At 33.6% G+C, this 19,092-nt stretch carries 15 protein-coding genes and 1 pseudogene; 7 read left to right on the plus strand and 9 right to left on the minus strand.

From position 1 onward, the window contains the following. Positions 1-30 precede the first annotated feature (30 nt). Together sasA and AA076_RS13705 are read right to left on the minus strand one after the other, a co-directional pair. Positions 31-6,846, minus strand: a complete 6,816-nt coding sequence (sasA, locus tag AA076_RS13700; RefSeq protein WP_000044533.1) for a serine-rich repeat glycoprotein adhesin SasA — start codon at positions 6,844-6,846, stop codon at positions 31-33. Positions 6,847-7,390: 544 nt separating this feature from the next. Beyond that, entirely contained in the window at positions 7,391-8,083 is a 693-nt protein-coding gene (locus AA076_RS13705) for a flavin reductase family protein (protein ID WP_001109879.1), read from the minus strand. Between the two features lie 235 nt (positions 8,084-8,318). On the opposite strand from AA076_RS13705, the pseudogene AA076_RS13710 reads away from it, so the two are divergent. The 3 genes and pseudogenes from AA076_RS13710 to AA076_RS13720 all read left to right on the plus strand — a co-directional run. Next, positions 8,319-8,777 (plus strand): annotated as a pseudogene (locus AA076_RS13710) (hypothetical protein); the annotation flags it as partial. Further along, positions 8,764-9,066 (plus strand): hypothetical protein, encoded by a 303-nt coding sequence (locus AA076_RS13715; protein ID WP_001260013.1) that lies wholly within the window; start codon positions 8,764-8,766, stop codon positions 9,064-9,066. The pseudogene AA076_RS13710 and the gene AA076_RS13715, both read left to right, overlap by 14 nt. Before the next feature lie 153 nt (positions 9,067-9,219). Continuing rightward, positions 9,220-9,579, plus strand: a complete 360-nt coding sequence (locus AA076_RS13720) for a hypothetical protein (RefSeq protein WP_000603480.1) — start codon at positions 9,220-9,222, stop codon at positions 9,577-9,579. Positions 9,580-9,663: 84 nt separating this feature from the next. Here the strand turns inward: AA076_RS13720 and AA076_RS13725 are convergent, their stop codons facing one another. The 7 genes from AA076_RS13725 to icaR form a co-directional block, all read right to left on the minus strand. Beyond that, complete coding sequence (locus AA076_RS13725; protein WP_000287917.1) at positions 9,664-10,275, minus strand: flavin reductase family protein; 612 nt, start codon at positions 10,273-10,275, stop codon at positions 9,664-9,666. Between the two features lie 78 nt (positions 10,276-10,353). After that, positions 10,354-10,830, minus strand: a complete 477-nt coding sequence (locus AA076_RS13730; protein ID WP_000301926.1) for a peptide-methionine (S)-S-oxide reductase — start codon at positions 10,828-10,830, stop codon at positions 10,354-10,356. A gap of 2 nt (positions 10,831-10,832) precedes the next feature. After that, positions 10,833-11,333: a GNAT family N-acetyltransferase gene (locus AA076_RS13735; RefSeq protein WP_000244278.1), complete on the minus strand. Its 501-nt coding sequence runs from the start codon at positions 11,331-11,333 to the stop codon at positions 10,833-10,835. A 234-nt stretch (positions 11,334-11,567) separates the two neighbouring features. Continuing rightward, a complete protein-coding gene (locus AA076_RS13740) occupies positions 11,568-12,335 on the minus strand; it encodes a tyrosine-protein phosphatase (protein ID WP_000565310.1) in 768 nt (255 codons plus the stop codon). Further along, positions 12,332-13,024, minus strand: coding sequence for a polysaccharide biosynthesis tyrosine autokinase (locus tag AA076_RS13745; RefSeq protein WP_000185864.1), 693 nt, complete (start codon positions 13,022-13,024; stop codon positions 12,332-12,334). The genes AA076_RS13740 and AA076_RS13745 overlap by 4 nt, the downstream gene beginning before the upstream one ends. Before the next feature lie 16 nt (positions 13,025-13,040). Then, complete coding sequence (locus AA076_RS13750) at positions 13,041-13,703, minus strand: Wzz/FepE/Etk N-terminal domain-containing protein (protein ID WP_000659675.1); 663 nt, start codon at positions 13,701-13,703, stop codon at positions 13,041-13,043. A gap of 848 nt (positions 13,704-14,551) precedes the next feature. Then, positions 14,552-15,112 (minus strand): ica operon transcriptional regulator IcaR, encoded by a 561-nt coding sequence (gene icaR, locus AA076_RS13755; RefSeq protein ID WP_000653261.1) that lies wholly within the window; start codon positions 15,110-15,112, stop codon positions 14,552-14,554. Positions 15,113-15,275: 163 nt separating this feature from the next. Here icaR and icaA point away from each other — a divergent pair, with 163 nt between their 5' ends. From icaA to icaC, 4 genes are read left to right on the plus strand one after another with little or no spacing between them, the layout of a single operon-like run. Further along, positions 15,276-16,514 (plus strand): poly-beta-1,6 N-acetyl-D-glucosamine synthase IcaA, encoded by a 1,239-nt coding sequence (gene icaA, locus AA076_RS13760; protein WP_001159430.1) that lies wholly within the window; start codon positions 15,276-15,278, stop codon positions 16,512-16,514. Continuing rightward, on the plus strand, positions 16,478-16,783 hold the full coding sequence (gene icaD, locus AA076_RS13765) for an intracellular adhesion protein IcaD (RefSeq protein ID WP_000240580.1): 306 nt from the start codon (positions 16,478-16,480) through the stop codon (positions 16,781-16,783). The genes icaA and icaD overlap by 37 nt, the downstream gene beginning before the upstream one ends. After that, positions 16,780-17,652: an intercellular adhesin biosynthesis polysaccharide N-deacetylase gene (icaB, locus tag AA076_RS13770; protein WP_000877317.1), complete on the plus strand. Its 873-nt coding sequence runs from the start codon at positions 16,780-16,782 to the stop codon at positions 17,650-17,652. Before icaD ends, icaB begins: the two co-directional genes overlap by 4 nt. Next, positions 17,639-18,691, plus strand: coding sequence for a polysaccharide intercellular adhesin biosynthesis/export protein IcaC (icaC, locus tag AA076_RS13775; RefSeq protein ID WP_000723836.1), 1,053 nt, complete (start codon positions 17,639-17,641; stop codon positions 18,689-18,691). Before icaB ends, icaC begins: the two co-directional genes overlap by 14 nt. Positions 18,692-19,092: the final 401 nt, after the last annotated feature.

Below are 19,092 nucleotides of genomic sequence, written 5' to 3' on the forward strand. Positions count from 1 at the left end.
TTTTTAATTTTAGCCAGCTATAAATTCAATTTATGCTTGAGAATCATCTTGATCATTTTCATCTTTCTTTTTCTTTCTCTTCATTAAACCTAAACCAACTAATAATGTCATAACGCCACCTAGTAATCCATTTTGTTTTATTGAGTCACCTGTATCTGGCAATCTTTTTTCACTTTGTGCTGGTGTGCCATTATGTTTAGTCACTTCAGATGTTGCACTTAATGTAGACTGAGATTCACTCGTGCTCGTTGTTGCTTCACTTGATAAGCGAGATGTGCTCGTGCTGTGAGTATGATGCATACTCATTGAGTCTGACGGATGCATTGAGTTAGATTCAGATGTACTTGTTGAGCCGGACATACTTGTTGATGTTGAGTCAGAAATGCTTTGTGAACCAGACATAGATGTACTCAGTGATTCGGATGTGCTTGTCGAATCGGATGTGCTCAATGACGTTGATGTGCTTGTTGACACTGATTCTGAGTCACTAATTGATGTTGAGTCGGATTTGTCTTGTGACATTGAAACACTCGATGAATTAGATTCACTCATTGATGTTGAGTCAGATACGCTCGTTGAACCTGAACCAGACGTACTTAATGATTCAGATATGCTTGTTGAAGTTGAACCACTTGTTGAGTCCGATGTACTTGTCGATGTCGAGTCTGAATCTGATGTACTCAATGATTCTGAGTCACTGATAGAAGTTGAATCACTTGTAGATTCTGATTCTACTGTACTTTGTGAACCACTGATACTTATTGAAGTAGAATCACTGATACTGTCTGATGTTGATAATGATGTCGACACCGATGTGCTTTGTGATGACGATGTACTAGCACTCATTGACATTGATGTTGATATCGATGTACTTAAGGAACCAGATGCACTTGTACTTGTTGACTGGCTTTGTGACATTGAATCACTTAATGATGTAGATGTGCTTGTTGAGCTCGAGTCACTTACACTTGTTGAACCTGATATTGAGTCACTTAAACTTGTCGATGTTGAAACTGATACGCTTCCGCTCATTGAGTCAGATGTTGAAAGTGATGTACTCGTTGAATTTGATCCACTGATGCTAGACGAATCACTTGTAGACATTGAGTCGCTTTCTGATGCACTGATGCTCATAGAGTCAAATTGACTATTACTTGTTGAGCTTGACTGCGAATCGCTCACACTTGTTGACGTTGATTCTGATCCACTCATACTTTGCGAGCTACTCAATGATTTTGAATCACTTAATGAATCCGAAGTGCTAAGACTTGTGGAACCACTTAAAGATATTGATCCACTTAATGAGTCGGAGTCACTTGTACTAGTAGAATCACTCATTGATATTGAATCACTTAGCGAGGTAGACTCGCTTACGCTTTCTGAACCACTTAATGATGTTGAGGTACTCAATGAACCAGATGTACTTGTTGAAGTCGAACCACTTGTTGATTTTGAATCACTTAATGAATCAGATTCACTCACGCTTTCTGAACTTCTTAGTGACGTCGATACACTTAATGATGACGAATCGCTTGTGCTTACTGAATCGCTCATCGATTGTGAGCAACTCAATGAACTTGACTCGCTTACACTTTCTGATTTTCTTAATGACGTTGAGACGCTCAATGAGCCAGAATCACTGACACTTGTTGAGCCACTCATCGATTTAGAGTCACTTTCAGAATTAGATTCACTTACACTTTCTGAATCATTTACAGATTCTGACATACTTTGTGAATCAGATATGCTTGCGCTCATTACTTCACTAGCCGATGTTGATGTACTTGTCGAATCACTTAACGATATAGACACACTCATCGAACCAGATGTACTCGCACTTGTTGAGTCTGATGTTGAATCACTAACACTATCAGATAATGACGTTGAATCACTCATACTTGTTGATGTACTTGTCGAAAGCGACATACTTTGTGAATCACTAGTACTTGTACGCATCGAAGTACTAGTTGAAGCTGATGTACTACGAGAGTCACTTGTTGATGTTGATGTACTTGCTGATCCTGATGCACTTGTACTTCTTGATGTGCTTTGTGAATCGCTTAATGATGTTGATGTTGAATCGGATTCACTTGTACTTTCTGATGTTGAGCCAGACTCTGATGTACTTACCGATGTAGATAAACTTGCAATGGTCGACATGCGGTTTGAAGTTGATGTACTTAGCGAATCACTTAATGATGCTGATGTGCTTTGTGAATCGGATTCACTGCTTTGCATTGACGCAGATGTTGAATCACTTAAAGATGTTGACGACAAATCGGATTCACTTGCGCTTGCTGAGTTACTGAGCGATGTTGACGTACTTGCTGATCCTGAGTTACTTGTACTTGTTGAGTCACTGAGTGATGTTGACGCACTTTCTGATGTTGACTCACTTGCACTTGTTGAGATACTTTGTGAATCAGATTCACTCTCTGAACCACTTAATGACGCTGATGTGCTTACCGAACCTGATTGACTCGTACTTTTAGATATACTTGTTGAATCGCTTAGTGACGTTGATGTCGATGTGGATTCACTTTGGCTTGTTGACTGACTTGTATATGATGATGTGCTTTGTGAATCGGATTCGCTCGTGCTTGTACTTGTTGAGTTTGAGGCACTTTGGCTTGCTGAGTTTGAGTCTACTCCGCTTTGATTCATTGAGGCACTTAGTGACAATGATGTACTCGTTGAGTCAGACAAACTTGTACTCGTTGACGTACTTGTACTTCCTGATGTTGATTGAGACATACTTATGCTCATTGATGTTGAATCGGATTTACTTTCACTTGATGATGTTGAGTCGGATTCACTTTCACTTGTAGAACCACTTAATGATGTGGATGTACTAATGGAATCAGATTTACTTGTACTGATTGAATCACTTGTCGACATTGATGTACTTAATGAATCAGACTTACTATCACTTGTGGAATCACTTAATGATGTTGACAAACTTGTAGAGTCAGACAAACTTGTACTCGTTGACATACTCAGTGATGTTGAAACACTCTCGCTCTTAAACGTTGACGTTGATTCACTGATACTTGTCGATGTTGAAATGGACGTACTACCACTTGTTGAATTACTTAATGATGTTGATGTGCTACCAGATTCTGATGTACTGTCTGATAATGACGTACTCTCACTTGTCGAACTACTCACTGACTCTGATGTTGATTCAGACGTACTTTCACTTAATGATTCACTTAAAAAGGCAGATGCACTTTGTGATTCTGAATCGCTAGTACTATTTGATTCACTTAATGATATAAACGTGCTCTCTGAAGCAGATATTGCTTCACTTATAGAGTCGCTCGTTGACGTTGATTCACTTATTGAATCAGACTCTGATGTACTTAAGCTTGTGGAATCACTCATAGATGTTGATGTACGTTCTGAATTACTTGTACTTAACGATGTCGAAGTACTTACCGAACCAGATGTGCTCGTAGAAGCACTTTGTGATATTGATTCACTTGATGCAGTTGATGCTGATTTGCTATCACTCGTTGAATCACTAAACGACGTTGATATGCTCATTGAATCGGATTGACTTGCACTCATTGAACCAGACGTACTTTGTGATTCCGAAGTACGTACTGAAGCACTTGTCGACGTTGATGTACTTGTTGAACCTGATTGACTAGTACTTTGTGATAATGACTTACTATCAGAATCAGATGTACTTTGTGAATCACTTAATGATTCTGATGTACTACCTGACTGAGACGTGCTCATTGAACTACTTACGGACATTGATTTACTGTCTGATGCAGATAATGACCCACTTGTACTGATAGAGTCACTTACTATCTCTGAAGTACTCATCGAGTCTGATGTACTTGTTGAGACACTTTGTGATGCTGCTATGCTTAGTGATCCAGAAACAGAACCACTTGTGCTCGTCGAATCGCTCAATGATTCTGATGTACTCATCGATTTTGAATCACTTGTACTTAATGATATTGATGTACTTTGTGAATCTGATTTGCTTGTTGACGCACTTTGAGAGTTGGCTATGCTATTTGAAATACTGATAGAGTCCGAGGTGCTAGCTGACTCGCTCAATGATGTTGATGTACTAATTGCATTCGATGTACTGTCACTTAATGATGCTGATGTACTAGACGACCCTGATATACTCGTTGATAAGCTTTGTGACTTAGACAAGCTTCCTGATGTACTCATACTTAATGAGTCACTGAGTGATGTTGATGTACGCAATGAATCAGATGTACTTGTTGATAGACTTTCGGATTTTTCAGTACTGCTAGAGTTTGAAATAGAATCGCTTAATGATGTTGATTTACTAGCTGAATCCGACATGCTTGATGATACACTTTGTGAATTCACTAAACTTGTGCTTGTTGAGCTTGATACACTATTACTTTCAGATGTGCTTAATGACTTAGATGCACTCACAGAATCAGATAGGCTTACACTTGTCGATTTCGAGGTACTAGCTGATGTAGATACCACAATCGATCCTGATGTACTCGTTGATGCACTTTGTGAGTCAGCTTTACTTGTTGACACACTTTGAGATTGTTGTGTACTTCCTGATGTTGATACGGAATCACTCATGCTATTTCTTGTTACTTCATATTTAAAAGTTGTCGTCGTTTTGTTACCGCTCGCATCTGTAGAAACGATTGATATAGTACTTGTACCAATGTTTGTTGGTGTACCACTAATAGTATTATTTGTACTATCAAATGTTAGTCCGGATGGCAATCCAGTCACTGTATTCGTCACCGCATTTCCACTGTTATCTTGCGTAGCAATTTTAATCGGGGATATTGGTGAATACACTTCTGATGATTGATCTCCTATTGGTGTCACTGTTGGTGCTGTCGTATCCACAACATTTATTGTAAAAGTTGTCGTCGATTTGTTATTTGCTTGGTCAGTAGACACAACTGTCACTGTTGATTGACCAATTTTTGTTGGTGTCCCAATGATTGAATTCGTTGCACTATCGTAACTTAATCCGCTTGGTAATCCTGTAACTGTATTTGTCACAGTCCCAGTACCATTATCCGTTGTAGTCAATACAATAGGATTCATTGTTTTACCCACTTCTATGGTTTGATTGCCTACAGTTACAGTTGGTGCTTTTACATCAGTAAAATAATATGTCACTGATTGTCCAGCATTCGTCATTTTTACAGTTTTATTTGTATCATTATAAGTTGACGCATATGAACTATCGACGGACGTGTAGTTATATCCTTTAGCAGTCAATGCAGATTGCTGATTATCGATTGTCACGACTTGATCAACATTTCCTGAATATGTTTTTGGTGGAATAATATCTTTACCTGTTGTTACATCAACGTATCTCACTTGTGTAACAGCAGACTCTGTATATTCGAATGTTCCAAATTGTACTTGTTGTAAATTTGTCGCGCCACCTGTTGAGGCTGTCATTGATAATGAAAAGTTGGTCGTACCACTTTTCGCAATCCAATCTGAAATATTACGTGTCCATGTTTGACCTGCATATTTGACAGTCATAACCTTTGTATCACCATTATAGTTAATATCAAAATCTTGGAACGTGTTATTTGTAGGTTGAACATTTAACTTCGCAGCATTATCAGCTGTTGAACTTGATGTATACGTTGTCGCAACACCATAACTATCTGTTGTTACAAATGCACCAAACGCACCTCCACCAGCTACATTAGATGGGTCAGCATTCGCCTTTGCAGCTGAATTTGGTTTAGATGTATTGTGATACGTATCCAATTTGAAGCCAAATGCGTTACTTAAGCCACCAATACCTACTGCGGCACCGTTTAACCCTGTTTCACCTAATACACCTGGTGAAAAGGCAAAACCGATACCATCTCCACCATTTCCATGCCCTTCATATTTGTTACCTAAATTTACTTTTCCAGAAAAATGAAAACTCTTATTAGAGTCAATACGTGTTCCTAATGTAATAGCACCTTTTTGGCTGTATGCATCCTGTGTTAACGTCACAATACCGGTACTTTGATCATAGGTAGCATTACCTGACGTTGTCATATATTGTTTTAAGTTATCTTTATTAACTGTAATTGTATTAGCAGTTACTGCGGTTGTCGTCGCTGCTGACGCAAATGTTGACATAGCTAAGCGACTGAAAGTTCGAAGTTTTACTGGTGCGGTGCTAGTTGACGTTGTGCTAGTTTTGTTTAAGTTGACCGAAGATGGCGTTGTGCTTTGTGAAGTGTTATTTGATGCAGTACTTTGATTTGTTGATGTATTAATTGGTTGTTCTGTACTTGAAGTTGAAGCTACAGATTTAGTATCAGAACTTGATGTAGTATTCTTTGAGGATGTTGATTCTGATGTAGATGTCAATTTCTCTTGTTGATTGCTTGTACTATTAGTTGTCGAAGTGACCTTTTCAGACTTTTCACTTGAGACTGTGTCACTATTTGATGTTTGTACCGAACTACTATTTTTCGTTACACTTGTGGAATCGGCTGTTGATGTTGATGCTTCGATTGTCGTTGAGTTTTGATTACCTACTGTTTCACTTTGTGTGTTTAATTCAGAAGTTAATGGTGCATCAGAAGCCGCAAAAGCTTGCTGGTCATGCAACATATTTACCGTGAATGCACCACCAATAACCGCCGTAGTTTTCAGTCCGTATCCCGTCATTTTTTTACTAATGCTTTGATTATCTTGACTCACTAAACTATGACTAATAAATGGTAGCCCCATAATTTTGAACATTTCTATTTCTTTAATTCCGGATTTTACCCAATTTTTTCCAGATTTATAAAGTCTTACTCTTGTTTTTTCGTTTGCTAAGCTGTCATGAAATGCTTTCTGTCTTTTACTCATGTAATAACTCCTTGTATTATCTTTACATTCATTAGATTATAATATATGCCACTATTCAATTTAATACAACTCTTTTTTGATACAAAAATACTCATTTTGTTAAAATTTGTAAAAATTCATTTTTATTCGTCTAAATGTAATCGTTTTCATATTTTTAAAATTACTTTTTCTCGTTTATGCGTATAATCTTTTTTTATATAAATTTGGCTAATTGGCTTTATGTTTAATCATTATAATTGTTTCGTTTTTAAAATAATTATTGTATTAATATATCTATACCATCCACCTTTTATTTATAAATAGTTAATTTACAACTAAACGATAAATATTATATGCAAAATACATCTTTAATATTAAAGTAATACCAATATTTTTTCAATAAACCTAGTGTAATATATGTGTAATTCTAAAAGATTCTTCTTTAAAAATATAAATACCACGACATATTGCTTTAACATTTTCATTTATAAAGCGAAAAAATGCATCGCTACTAAGTTGAATGTTTAGTAAGGATGCATTGAATTCACTAAAATGATTAAATTACTTATATCTTTTCATCTGATTGATTATCGAAATTTCTTCCTTCTAAACCTGCTAACTCTTCTTTAGAAGCTGCAGGTGCTTTCATTTCAAATATCTCATTCACTACTGTGTAATCGTAATATCCTAATCTGGCAATAGGTTTAATCGACTTAATGTCCAATTTACCATTATCAAGAATAACCTTATCGTCAATATGAACTTGGGCAACTCTTCCTATAACAATATCTACGGTAGATACTGGATCTCCAGTTGGAATACGAATCGTTTGAACGTACTCACATTCAAAATGAACTGGCGATTCTTTTACACGATATCCTGGAGCTTCTATACATTTTTCCTTTGTTACACCTGCAAAATTAAATTCATCCTCTTCTGGTGGCAATGCTTTCGATGATAAATTAACTGCTTCTCTTAAATCATACGTTGCCATATTCCACACAAACCAACCTGTCTCTTCAGCATTTTTCACTGTATCTTTACGTTCGTGATCACCAAGAACGGATTGATTTGCTGCGAACATAACCATAGGCGGATCCCAAGTTAAGTTTTGATACTGACTATAAGGCGCTAAATTATCTTTCCCATCTTTCGATACAGTAGAGATCCACCCTATTGGACGTGGTACTGTACTACTTTTAAATGGGTCGTGCGGTAAACCATGACTTCTTACACCTTGTTTTGGCGAATAATTCATACTATCTTCACCCCTTATAAGTAATTACATTTAAGGTTACGCCCTCTTTACATAAGCGTCTAATATAAATAAACAATTTATTTATAAGTAGAAACTATATATGACGTGGTTGCTTATAATTTGCGTTCTTGATTCGAAAAATTCAGATAAGGATTTATACAATTAATATTTATGATATCTTTTGTAAATTTAATTAATTATAGTTACTTCAATCATGATTAGTTTATAATAATAAAGTGAAATTGAAAAAGACAGCTATTATGCGATGAGCGAAAAACTTCAAGTAAAACAAGAATTTAACGGCGTTACAAGGCAATACTTGAATTTCAGAACAGATAGTATCGATGATCTGGATAAGTTCAAAAAAGAATTCAAACCTGTTATGCACTTAAAAGGTGATGCATTCAATCAACAGTTACAATCTTTGATTAACAAATATCCACAAATACAAAAAAATATGAAATCAGAGTTCATTGCTTATTATGATAAAGAAAAAAATAGAGAAACAGTAAAAAACTATGCTTGGAACCTTCAAAAATCTATAAATGACATTATGCAATCATATCCTAGCACAAAATTTGTACAGTTTTATAAAGATGATGTTTCCCCGTCAATGGTAGATGGAAATGGCCGTTTAAAATCGGATACTAATGTAATTTCCATCGAGGGAGGAAAGTATGATGAGAACAAATGATCATATAACCGATTTAGATGCTATTGAGTTAAGTAGCGGTTGGAATTACAATTCGAAATTGGAGACTGGCAAAAATGCACTACTATCAGATAGCCTTTTAAGAGATATTAAAGTATTAAGTTCTAATGCTAAAGGCGACGCTGACATACTAGAAACAGAACTTCGTGCTGTAATAAACTCAATGTCTCAAAACGAAGGTAAATCTGTTGATGCACTTAAAAATAGTACCGCTTCTCTAAAAAACAATCTAACCAAATTAAAAGAGCAACTCGACAAAACTACACATTAATTTCATACATTTTGAGTGAACAGAATTATATTTCCATAGCAAACATTCCTAAACTACACATACGTTACATAATTGATTCATTTTTATAGAAACGGGTAAAAATGATAAAGTAATCATCTTTCACAAAAAATCAAATATTGGGAGGAATTAAATATGATTTTGCGTTACGCAACGAATTTAAAACTTGCGAAAGAGCTATACCAAGCCAGTAAACCTAAATTGCAAGAAGATAAGGGTATGATTGAACTGTTTGAACATACTTTTGGCTTGCAAAAAGAACTTGTAAAATACGTCGGCATTGCAGAAGCAACTACTGCTGCTTTATACTCAGCTAGCTTTATCAATAAAAACATTTCTCGCCTTGCATCACTATCAACGATAGGCATTTTAAGTGTAGCTGCTTACAAACATTTCGAAGCTGGCCAAGGTAAAAAAGGTGCACAACATGCATTAAATTTATTAGGTCTTGCTACTTTAAGTTTACTAGATACATTTTCTTGTAATAAAAAATAGTCTTCATTTTAGAAGCACATACTTTAGCACCTGTGTACTTTTGATTCAATTCATAAACGGTATACCGCTATAGCATGTGTTTTATTATTTTTCTGGTCTCTTTATCGTAAATATTCCCCCTAATTTAGCATAATCATTTCCGGCTAAACGAGAAACAGCCTGTAATGCGTGTGGATTGATTTTAAAATCACCCTCATAAATACTGTCATCAATATGATAAGTTACAATTTCACCTATTATTAAATCAGCCCCATCTAATACATCTCCAAGCAATATCATTTGCGATAGTTTACATTCGAATCTCATTTTCGCATCTTTAATTCCTGGCGTCTTAATCGTTGTAGATGTTAAAAGTGATAATTCTGTACGACTCAACTCACTGTCACCATATGCTAACGGCGCTGCAGTCTCATTAATATCTTGAACATTATCTTCGTCTGTAATATGCACAACAAAGTCTCCAGTCCGTTCTATATTTAATGCAGTATCTTTTCTCTTACCTCCTGCACGTTGAACTGCAATAGCAATCATTGGCGGATGATTATTAACAATATTAAAAAAGCTAAATGGTGCTGCATTTACTGATGCATCTTGATTTAATGTTGTAACAAAAGCTATAGGTCGTGGAATAATTGAACCAATTAATAATTTATAGTTTTCTCTAGCAGTTAATGATTGTGCATCAAACGTATACATAATACCTACCTCTTTTCTAAGTATATCTAGGTATTTCTCCGATTTTGGTTAATTTAAACATCTATTCTCCTCTGAAAATCACTTGTATTTATTTAGCAAATCTTTTGAAATATGACACATATGCATATCTTCTGGATATTTTTCTAAATGTTGCTGATGTTCTTCAGCACTTTTAATGTAGTTAGACAGCGGTAAGACTTCCACTGCAATTTGATCTCTGTCTTTACGTCGTTCAATGAACTGACGCGCTTCAATTAAGTGGTCATCTACACAACTATATAAACCCGTTCGATACTTTTGTCCAATATCATTTCCTTGTTGATTCACACTGTAAGGATCAATGATTTCAAATAAATAATTCATAATGTCTGTAATTGTTAACATACGATCATCGAAATGAAGTTTGACACATTCAGCATAACCATCATACGGACCGTCTAATTTAGAGCTTCTTCCATTTGCTCTTCCTGCTTCTGTATGTATAATTCCAGGTATTGTTGCAAAAAATGCTTCAACACCCCATAAACATCCTCCTGCTACATAAACAACTGCCATATTTACACCTCATCATCCTTTTTTATATTTTTAACAAGGTTATACCATTTAATACCGCCATGACATGATTCTGATACACCTTCATTACGATACCCATATTTTTCATAAAATGAAATTAATGATTCTCGACATGTTAACGTTACACCATGTCGATGATGATTCTTAGCAAGAGTTTCAAAATAGTTTAGTAAGCGACCTGCAATACCCTGACCTTGATAATTTGGTGCTACAACAAGACCTAACACACTAATATAGCCACCTTCACTATTATTTGTGGAGACATTTTTAAATAAATCATCGCTAATGTAACGCTCTTTTATGACTGGACCGTTGATGTATCCAATTACTTCATCATTCTTTTCAGCTACAATAAAAGTTTCTTGAATTTGTTCAATTCTCAATTTCAATGCCTCTCGTGTTGCAGCTTCTTCCGGTGAAAAACCAATATTTTCAAGTGCAATAATTTGATCTAAGTCCTGCATGATTACTTTTCTTAATACCATAAAAACACTTCCTTAGCCCTATATATCAAAAGTAATACCTTCATCTTTATATTCATTATTTTCAAACTACCTTCACTATAAAAAACGAGTCTTTTTATTGAAAGCCATTCGCCTTAATCAATTAGACAAGTTGTATTATACGAATTAGTAAATAATCATGATTATAATTCATTTTAAGCATACTCAAAAAGACTGGTACATGTATACCAGTCTAATTCGAAAAAATATATTTAGTTAAAACCATTTCAAAAACGACTTCACTTTTCCTGGCTTAGTCGGTCTGTCTAAATAAACAAAATTATCATTGATTACTGAACTGGCATTTCGAAGTAATGCTTCAATATCATTCGAATATTTCTTCAATTTATGATTGTGAAATAATTCTTGCATCAAAAATGGTCTTTGGTCACATGAATGTGCATCTGAAGCTACAAAATGAGCCAAATTACATTCTATAAATTGTAATGATAACTTTTGAATGTTTTTACCAAATCCACCAACTAAAGAACTCGATGTTAATTGACTCAGTGCCCCATTTGCAACCAATTCATATAATATTTCCGGATTTTTGGCGATACTTCTATTTCTTTCAGGATGTGCAATGATTGGTATGTAACCTCTCGATTGTATTTCAAAAAACAATTGTTTTGTATAATGTGGTACTTCGCCCGTTGGAAATTCAATTAATAAATATTTCGAACGATTAATACCTTGAATACTACCATTATCTAAGCCTTTCAGAATCGAATCTGTAATTCTAATTTCTTGCCCGGGAAATAATTTAATATCCAATGCTTGAACTTCTGGATGCGTTCTTAACTCCGCCAATTTCACAAGCACTTGTTGAAATGTATTATCATATCTCGGATGCAAATGATGAGGTGTCGCTACAATACTTGTTACACCTTCATCCTTAGCTTGCTTTAATAGTGCAATACTCTTTTCAATTGTTTTAGGACCATCATCTATATCAACTAATATATGGTTATGAATATCAATCATGATTCATCAGTCCCATAATATGCATAGTAACTAGCACTTTTATCTTTAGGCATTCTATTTAAGACTACACCTAATAATTTAGCACCTGTTGCTTCAATAAGTTCTTTTCCTTTTTTAACTTCATCTCTATTATTATTTTCCGAATTAACTACGTAGACAACATTGCCGGTAAACTTTGAAAATAATTGCGCATCTGTAACTGTGTTCACTGGTGGCGTATCGATAATTACAAAGTTATAATTCATCAATAATGTGTCATACAAATTTGCAAATGCCCTTGATGTAATTAACTCTGACGGATTCGGTGGGATTGGCCCAGACGTCAAGACGTCTAAATCTTGAATTTCAGTTGAGATAATACTGTCTTGATAAGTTGACCAATTTAGCAATAAACTTGATAGGCCTTCATTGTTTGGCAAATTAAAAATATAATGCTGCGTAGGTTTACGCATATCCCCGTCTACGATTAGTGTTTTATAACCTGCTTGCGCATATGCAACTGCTAAATTTGCTGCAATTGTAGACTTACCTGCGCCTGGTGCCTCTGAAGTGATTACAATGCTTTGAACTGCACTGTCAGGATTTGCAAACATAATATTTGATCTTATGCCTCGAAATTTCTCGCTAATAGGTGACTTTGGTTGTTCATGGACAATTAAACTTGATGTACTTCTTCGTGTATTCGTCATGGTAATTCCTCGTAAATTAAAATTTTTGTATTGAACCTAAAATAGGTAATCCTAGTTGCGATTCAACATCTTCTTCTGTCTTAATACGCTTATCTAATAATTCTTTTAAGAAAATAATCAATATTGCTAAAACAATACCAACAATAATGCTGATAACTAAGTTGACAGATACTATTGGAGATACTTTTACAGCATTATCATGTGCTGAGGAAAGTATCGTAACATTATCAACACTCATAATTTTAGGCATGTCATGAGCAAAAACTTTAGATATTTTATTAACAATTTTGTCAGATTCAGATTTATTCCCAGTGGTAACTGATACAGTAATAATTTGAGAGTTTGTTTGATTGGTTACTTTTAAAAATGAATTCAACTCAGCTGTTGAATACTGACCATCAAATTCTCTAGATACTTTATCTAGAATTCTAGGACTTTTGATAATTTCCGTATATGTATTAACAGACTGCAAACTACTTTGAACATTTTGGAAAGCTAAATCACTTGAGGACTTTTTCATGTTCACTAATATTTGAGTAGAAGCAGTATATTTGTCAGGCATAACAAAAAAGGTTAATGCCGCACTTACTACAAGACATATTGCCGGTAAAATAAGCAATAATTTAATATTCTTCTTTAGAATATTTAATAGTTTTACTAAATCAAACTTTTCTTTCATGGTTTCCTCCACATAATCAATCATTGTATTCATTATGTATGTTTTATAAATCGGACAATTATATCTAGTTTAACGACCACAAAACATACACAACTACATTTTCTCTAATTATTTATATAAATATTTTATCGTTTAAAATTATATCATGATTCTCTACCATTATGTATAACTTATTTATATTTTTGCACAAGATATAATATTGTCCAACTTTAAATATCCAAACCTATTAATAATAAAACTAGATACCATCGTACTCTATCATGGCTTTCTTATAATCGAGTAGAAGCATCATCATTACTTGATTATTTGCTCTTTACAACACCGAGCGTGCCCGTACTCGGTAATTCAATACCTTGCGTAACCCGTCACTGTGAGTTGGGTTAATGATAATAAAGCCCACACCTTTTAAAAAGATGTGGGTAATTTATATAATTTTTATTTACATTTTTAACTTATAAAAAAAAGCGCCTATGTCATGATTTACCATCACATAGGCGCTTATCAATAAATTATTACTTATTACTTTCCATTTCATCTAATTTATGCGGATTTCCTGTAATTAGATGACAACTTATTCTTTTCAGGGGAACATTACACTTTTATAATATGTTCAAAGACAAACTTAACCATTCACAAATATAAAGAATAATATTATCAAATCATTGAACAAATCGTATTTTGCAACAATTGATATTTATATTAATGTATTGCATTTAATTTATAAAATTCATATACATCTTAATATTCTCAATATCGATTTGTATTGTCAACTTTATATAGATTTAAAAAAATAATCTCATGTCTTTTTTTACAAAAGTAAGTTAATTATTACAAACTAGTAACAAAAATTATTTCTTCAAAAATATATTTAGTAGCGAATACACTTCATCTTTGAATTGACTTTTACTTTCTTCCACTGCTCCAAATTTTTGCGAAAAGGATGCTTTCAAATACCAACTTTCAAGAAACAGCAATATTAAATTCTGAAAGTCTTCTTTTGTCATCTTTATCTTTGATTCATCATAGAATTTTGCTATCTCTTTACTTAATGATTGATTTAAATCTTGTATTTGTCCGTAAATATTTCCAGAAAATTCCTCAGGCGTATTAGATAATTGAACGTACATTCTAATATACCTTTCTTCGATGTCGAAAATAAACTCAAATAAGAATTGATATAAAGCATCAATTGAATAGTTCGATTTATTTTGATTCATCATAATAATATTATTAAGGTAATCAAAACAACATTTAACACTTTGTTCGTAAATACTTTTTTTCGAGTCAAAATGGTAATATAAACTCGCTTTCTTTATATTTACACTTTTAGCTATATCATCAAGTGTTGTACCGTCATACCCCTTCTCTGAAAATAAGGTTATTGCGTTATCAATAATCTTATCCTTCAATTTTTATAACCCCCTACTGAAAATTAATCACACTATGTTACAGGAAAATTAAGTTGCAATTACAAATATTTCCGTTTAATTATAACAACAATCTATTGCAAATTAAAATACTATCAATTACCATATGGCTTACAACCTAACTAACGAAAGGTAGGTAAAGAAATTGCAATTTTTTAACTTTTTGCTTTTTTATCCTGTATTTATGTCTATTTACTGGATTGTCGGTTCAATTTATTTCTATTTTACCAGAGAAATTAGATATTCATTGAACAAGAAGCCTGACATAAATGTGGATGAATTAGAAGGCATTACATTTTTACTTGCCTGTTATAACGAAAGTGAAACGATTGAAGATACGTTGTCTAATGTTCTTGCACTCAAATACGAGAAGAAAGAAATTATTATCATTAATGATGGAAGTTCAGATAATACAGCAGAACTCATCTATAAAATCAAAGAAAATAATGACTTTATTTTCGTCGATTTACAAGAAAACAGAGGTAAAGCCAACGCACTCAATCAAGGCATTAAACAGGCTTCATATGATTATGTAATGTGCTTGGATGCAGATACTATCGTTGATCAAGATGCACCATATTATATGATTGAGAATTTCAAACATGATCCAAAACTTGGTGCAGTTACAGGTAATCCTAGAATTCGAAATAAGAGTTCTATTTTAGGTAAAATTCAAACGATAGAATATGCAAGTTTAATTGGCTGTATTAAGCGAAGTCAGACACTTGCTGGCGCAGTCAATACTATTTCGGGTGTCTTCACTCTATTTAAAAAAAGTGCAGTTGTCGACGTTGGCTACTGGGATACTGATATGATTACCGAAGATATTGCAGTTTCTTGGAAATTGCATTTACGTGGATATCGTATTAAGTATGAACCGCTTGCCATGTGTTGGATGTTGGTTCCAGAAACATTGGGAGGTCTTTGGAAGCAACGCGTGAGATGGGCTCAAGGGGGACACGAAGTATTACTACGAGACTTTTTTAGCACAATGAAAACGAAAAGGTTTCCTTTATATATTTTGATGTTTGAGCAAATCATCTCGATTTTATGGGTATATATAGTGCTTCTATATTTAGGCTATTTGTTCATAACAGCAAACTTCTTAGACTATACATTTATGACATATAGTTTTTCAATATTTCTACTATCATCATTTACTATGACTTTTATAAACGTTATTCAATTTACAGTCGCACTCTTTATTGATAGTCGCTACGAGAAAAAGAATATGGCTGGACTCATATTTGTAAGTTGGTATCCGACAGTATACTGGATTATTAACGCAGCAGTAGTTCTTGTCGCATTTCCAAAAGCATTAAAACGTAAGAAAGGTGGTTACGCAACATGGTCAAGCCCAGACAGAGGGAATACCCAACGCTAAAATCATCGCTAAATATTGTAAGAGAAACAGCACTTATCGCTATATCTTGTGTCTTTTGGATATATTGTTTAGTTGTTCTACTCGTTTATATTGGTACTATATTTGAAATTCATGACGAAAGTATCAATACAATACGTGTTGCTTTAAACATTGAAAATACTGAAATTTTAGATATATTTGAAACTATGGGCATTTTCGCGATTATCATTTTTGTATTTTTTACAATTAGCATATTGATTCAAAAATGGCAGAGAGGAAGAGAATCGTGAAGTATAGAAAATTTATAATTTTAGTGTTGAGTATCTTGATCATATTGCCTGTAAGCACACTGGATGGTCATCATATTGCAAATGCAGATGACGATTCACCTAAAAAACTGAAATATAAAGAAAATAGTGCTCTGGCATTAAATTATCACCGTGTAAGAAAAGCGAATTTTCTGAATAATTTTATTTACTTCTTTTCTAGTAGTAAAGAAATTAAAAATTATAGTGTTAGTCAATCACAATTTGAATCTCAAATAAAATGGCTAAAATCACATGATGCTAAATTTTTAACCTTGAAAGAATTTTTATATTACAAGAAAAAAGGTAAGTTTCCAAAACGAAGTGTATGGATTAACTTTGATGATATGGATGAAACTATTTATGAAAATGCTTATCCAATCTTAAAAAAATATAAAATACCGGCAACTGGGTTTATTATCACAGGTCATGTTGGGGAAGAAAACTTTCACAACCTCGATATGATTAGTAAAAAAGAACTAAAAGAAATGTATAAAACTGGGTTATGGGAATTTGAAACACATACCCACGATTTGCATAACTTATCTAAAAATAATAAGTCAAAATTAATGAAAGCTTCTGAAGCTACAATCATAAAAGATTTAAACAAAAGTGAAAAATATCTAACTAAAAACTTTAAAAAGTCGCAGAAAACTATAGCCTATCCTTATGGCTTGATGAATGACGATAAATTACCGGTAATCAAAAAAGCTGGGTTAAAATACGGTTTTTCATTAGAGGAAAAAGCAGTCACTCCGAACTCCAATGATTATTACATCCCTAGAATATTAATTAGTGATGATGCTTTTGAGCATTTAATTAAGAGATGGGACGGATTCCATGAAAAAGATTAGACTTGAACTCGTATATTTACGTGCTATTATATGTGCAATTATTATTATCACACATTTACTTACACAAATTACTTTAAAACATGAAAATATGGAGGGTGGATCCTTAGTGTTACAATTTTACATTCGTAATATTGTGATTTTTGGTACACCTTGCTTTATTATCTTGTCACAGTTACTGACAACCTTGAATTACCAAAAAGTCACCTATAGATACTTAACTACACGCGTAAAATATATACTTATTCCTTACATATTAATGGGATTGTTTTACAGTTATAGTGAATCATTATTAACAGATTCAAGTTTCAATAAACAATTCATTGAAAATGTCCTATTAGGTCAATGGTATGGCTATTTTATCGTTGTTATCATGCAATTCTTTATTTTGAGTTATATCATTTTTAAAATTAACTATAACCTATTCAACAGTAAAATATTATTATTGTTATCTTTTATTTTACAGCAATCATTTTTATATTACTTTACGAACAACACAGCGTTTCACGATACCGTGCTACACTATTATCCATTAAGTGAAAATACTATAATATTCGGATGGATTTTTTATTTCTTCTTAGGTGCATATATGGGTTATAACTACGAACGTGTATTAAATTTCTTAGAACGTTATTTAGTTATTATGATTGTATTAGCTGTAGCTACTTATTTTGTGTTTATTGCGTTAGCAAATGGAGACTATTGGAACGTTACCAGCTTTTCATATTCATTAACACCATATAATAGTATTATGTTTATTGTTATCTTGGGTATTTGCACGCATTTTAAAACAATGTTATTTAATACGATTCAAATGATTAGTGCTTTCTCATTCTTTATTTATTTATTACATCCAATCATTCTAGACTCATTGTTTGCATATACAAATATATTTGAGGATAATACAATGGTCTTTCTAGCGATATCACTACTATTCATTTTAGGATTATGTATAGGTGTCGGCATGATATTGCGTGAATTCTATATCTTTAGGTTTATTATTGGAAAACAACCATATAAATTGAACATTAATGCTTATTAATTATTAAGCTATGTTAAAAACACGCGGTGGGCGAAATCAGTTTGAATTGACTGACTTCGTTTTACCGCGTGTTTAATATTGTTATACATATATTCTAATTGCACATTTAAACTTCGTAAATGCCAATGGGAGTGGGACAGAAATGATATTTTCGCAAAATTTATTTCGTCGTCCCACCCCAACTTGCACATTATTGTAACCTGACTTTCCGCCAGCTTCTATGTTGGGGCCCCGCCAACTTGCACATTATTGTAAGCTGACTTTCCGCCAGCTTCTTTGTTGGGGCCCCGCCAACTTGCATTGTTTGTAGAATTTCTTTTCGAAATTCTTTATGTTGGGGCCTCGCCAATGTTTTACTTGAATAATTCTTTTAGAATTCTAAATAATGATCCGATTAATTG

The sequence above is a fragment of the Staphylococcus aureus genome (genome assembly GCF_001027105.1).
Taxonomy (GTDB): domain Bacteria; phylum Bacillota; class Bacilli; order Staphylococcales; family Staphylococcaceae; genus Staphylococcus; species Staphylococcus aureus.

Bases quoted from the DNA above. Each gene is read 5' to 3' on its own strand.
- sasA (WP_000044533.1), bottom strand. From the start codon at position 6,846: ATGAGTAAAAGACAGAAAGCATTTCATGACAGCTTAGCAAACGAAAAA.
- AA076_RS13730 (WP_000301926.1), bottom strand. From the start codon at position 10,830: ATGGCAGTTGTTTATGTAGCAGGAGGATGTTTATGGGGTGTTGAAGCA.
- AA076_RS13715 (WP_001260013.1), top strand. From the start codon at position 8,764: ATGAGAACAAATGATCATATAACCGATTTAGATGCTATTGAGTTAAGT.
- AA076_RS13750 (WP_000659675.1), bottom strand. From the start codon at position 13,703: ATGAAAGAAAAGTTTGATTTAGTAAAACTATTAAATATTCTAAAGAAG.
- AA076_RS13725 (WP_000287917.1), bottom strand. From the start codon at position 10,275: ATGTATACGTTTGATGCACAATCATTAACTGCTAGAGAAAACTATAAA.
- AA076_RS13705 (WP_001109879.1), bottom strand. From the start codon at position 8,083: ATGAATTATTCGCCAAAACAAGGTGTAAGAAGTCATGGTTTACCGCAC.
- icaD (WP_000240580.1), top strand. From the start codon at position 16,478: ATGGTCAAGCCCAGACAGAGGGAATACCCAACGCTAAAATCATCGCTA.
- AA076_RS13740 (WP_000565310.1), bottom strand. From the start codon at position 12,335: ATGATTGATATTCATAACCATATATTAGTTGATATAGATGATGGTCCT.
- AA076_RS13720 (WP_000603480.1), top strand. From the start codon at position 9,220: ATGATTTTGCGTTACGCAACGAATTTAAAACTTGCGAAAGAGCTATAC.
- icaC (WP_000723836.1), top strand. From the start codon at position 17,639: ATGAAAAAGATTAGACTTGAACTCGTATATTTACGTGCTATTATATGT.
- AA076_RS13735 (WP_000244278.1), bottom strand. From the start codon at position 11,333: ATGGTATTAAGAAAAGTAATCATGCAGGACTTAGATCAAATTATTGCA.
- AA076_RS13745 (WP_000185864.1), bottom strand. From the start codon at position 13,024: ATGACGAATACACGAAGAAGTACATCAAGTTTAATTGTCCATGAACAA.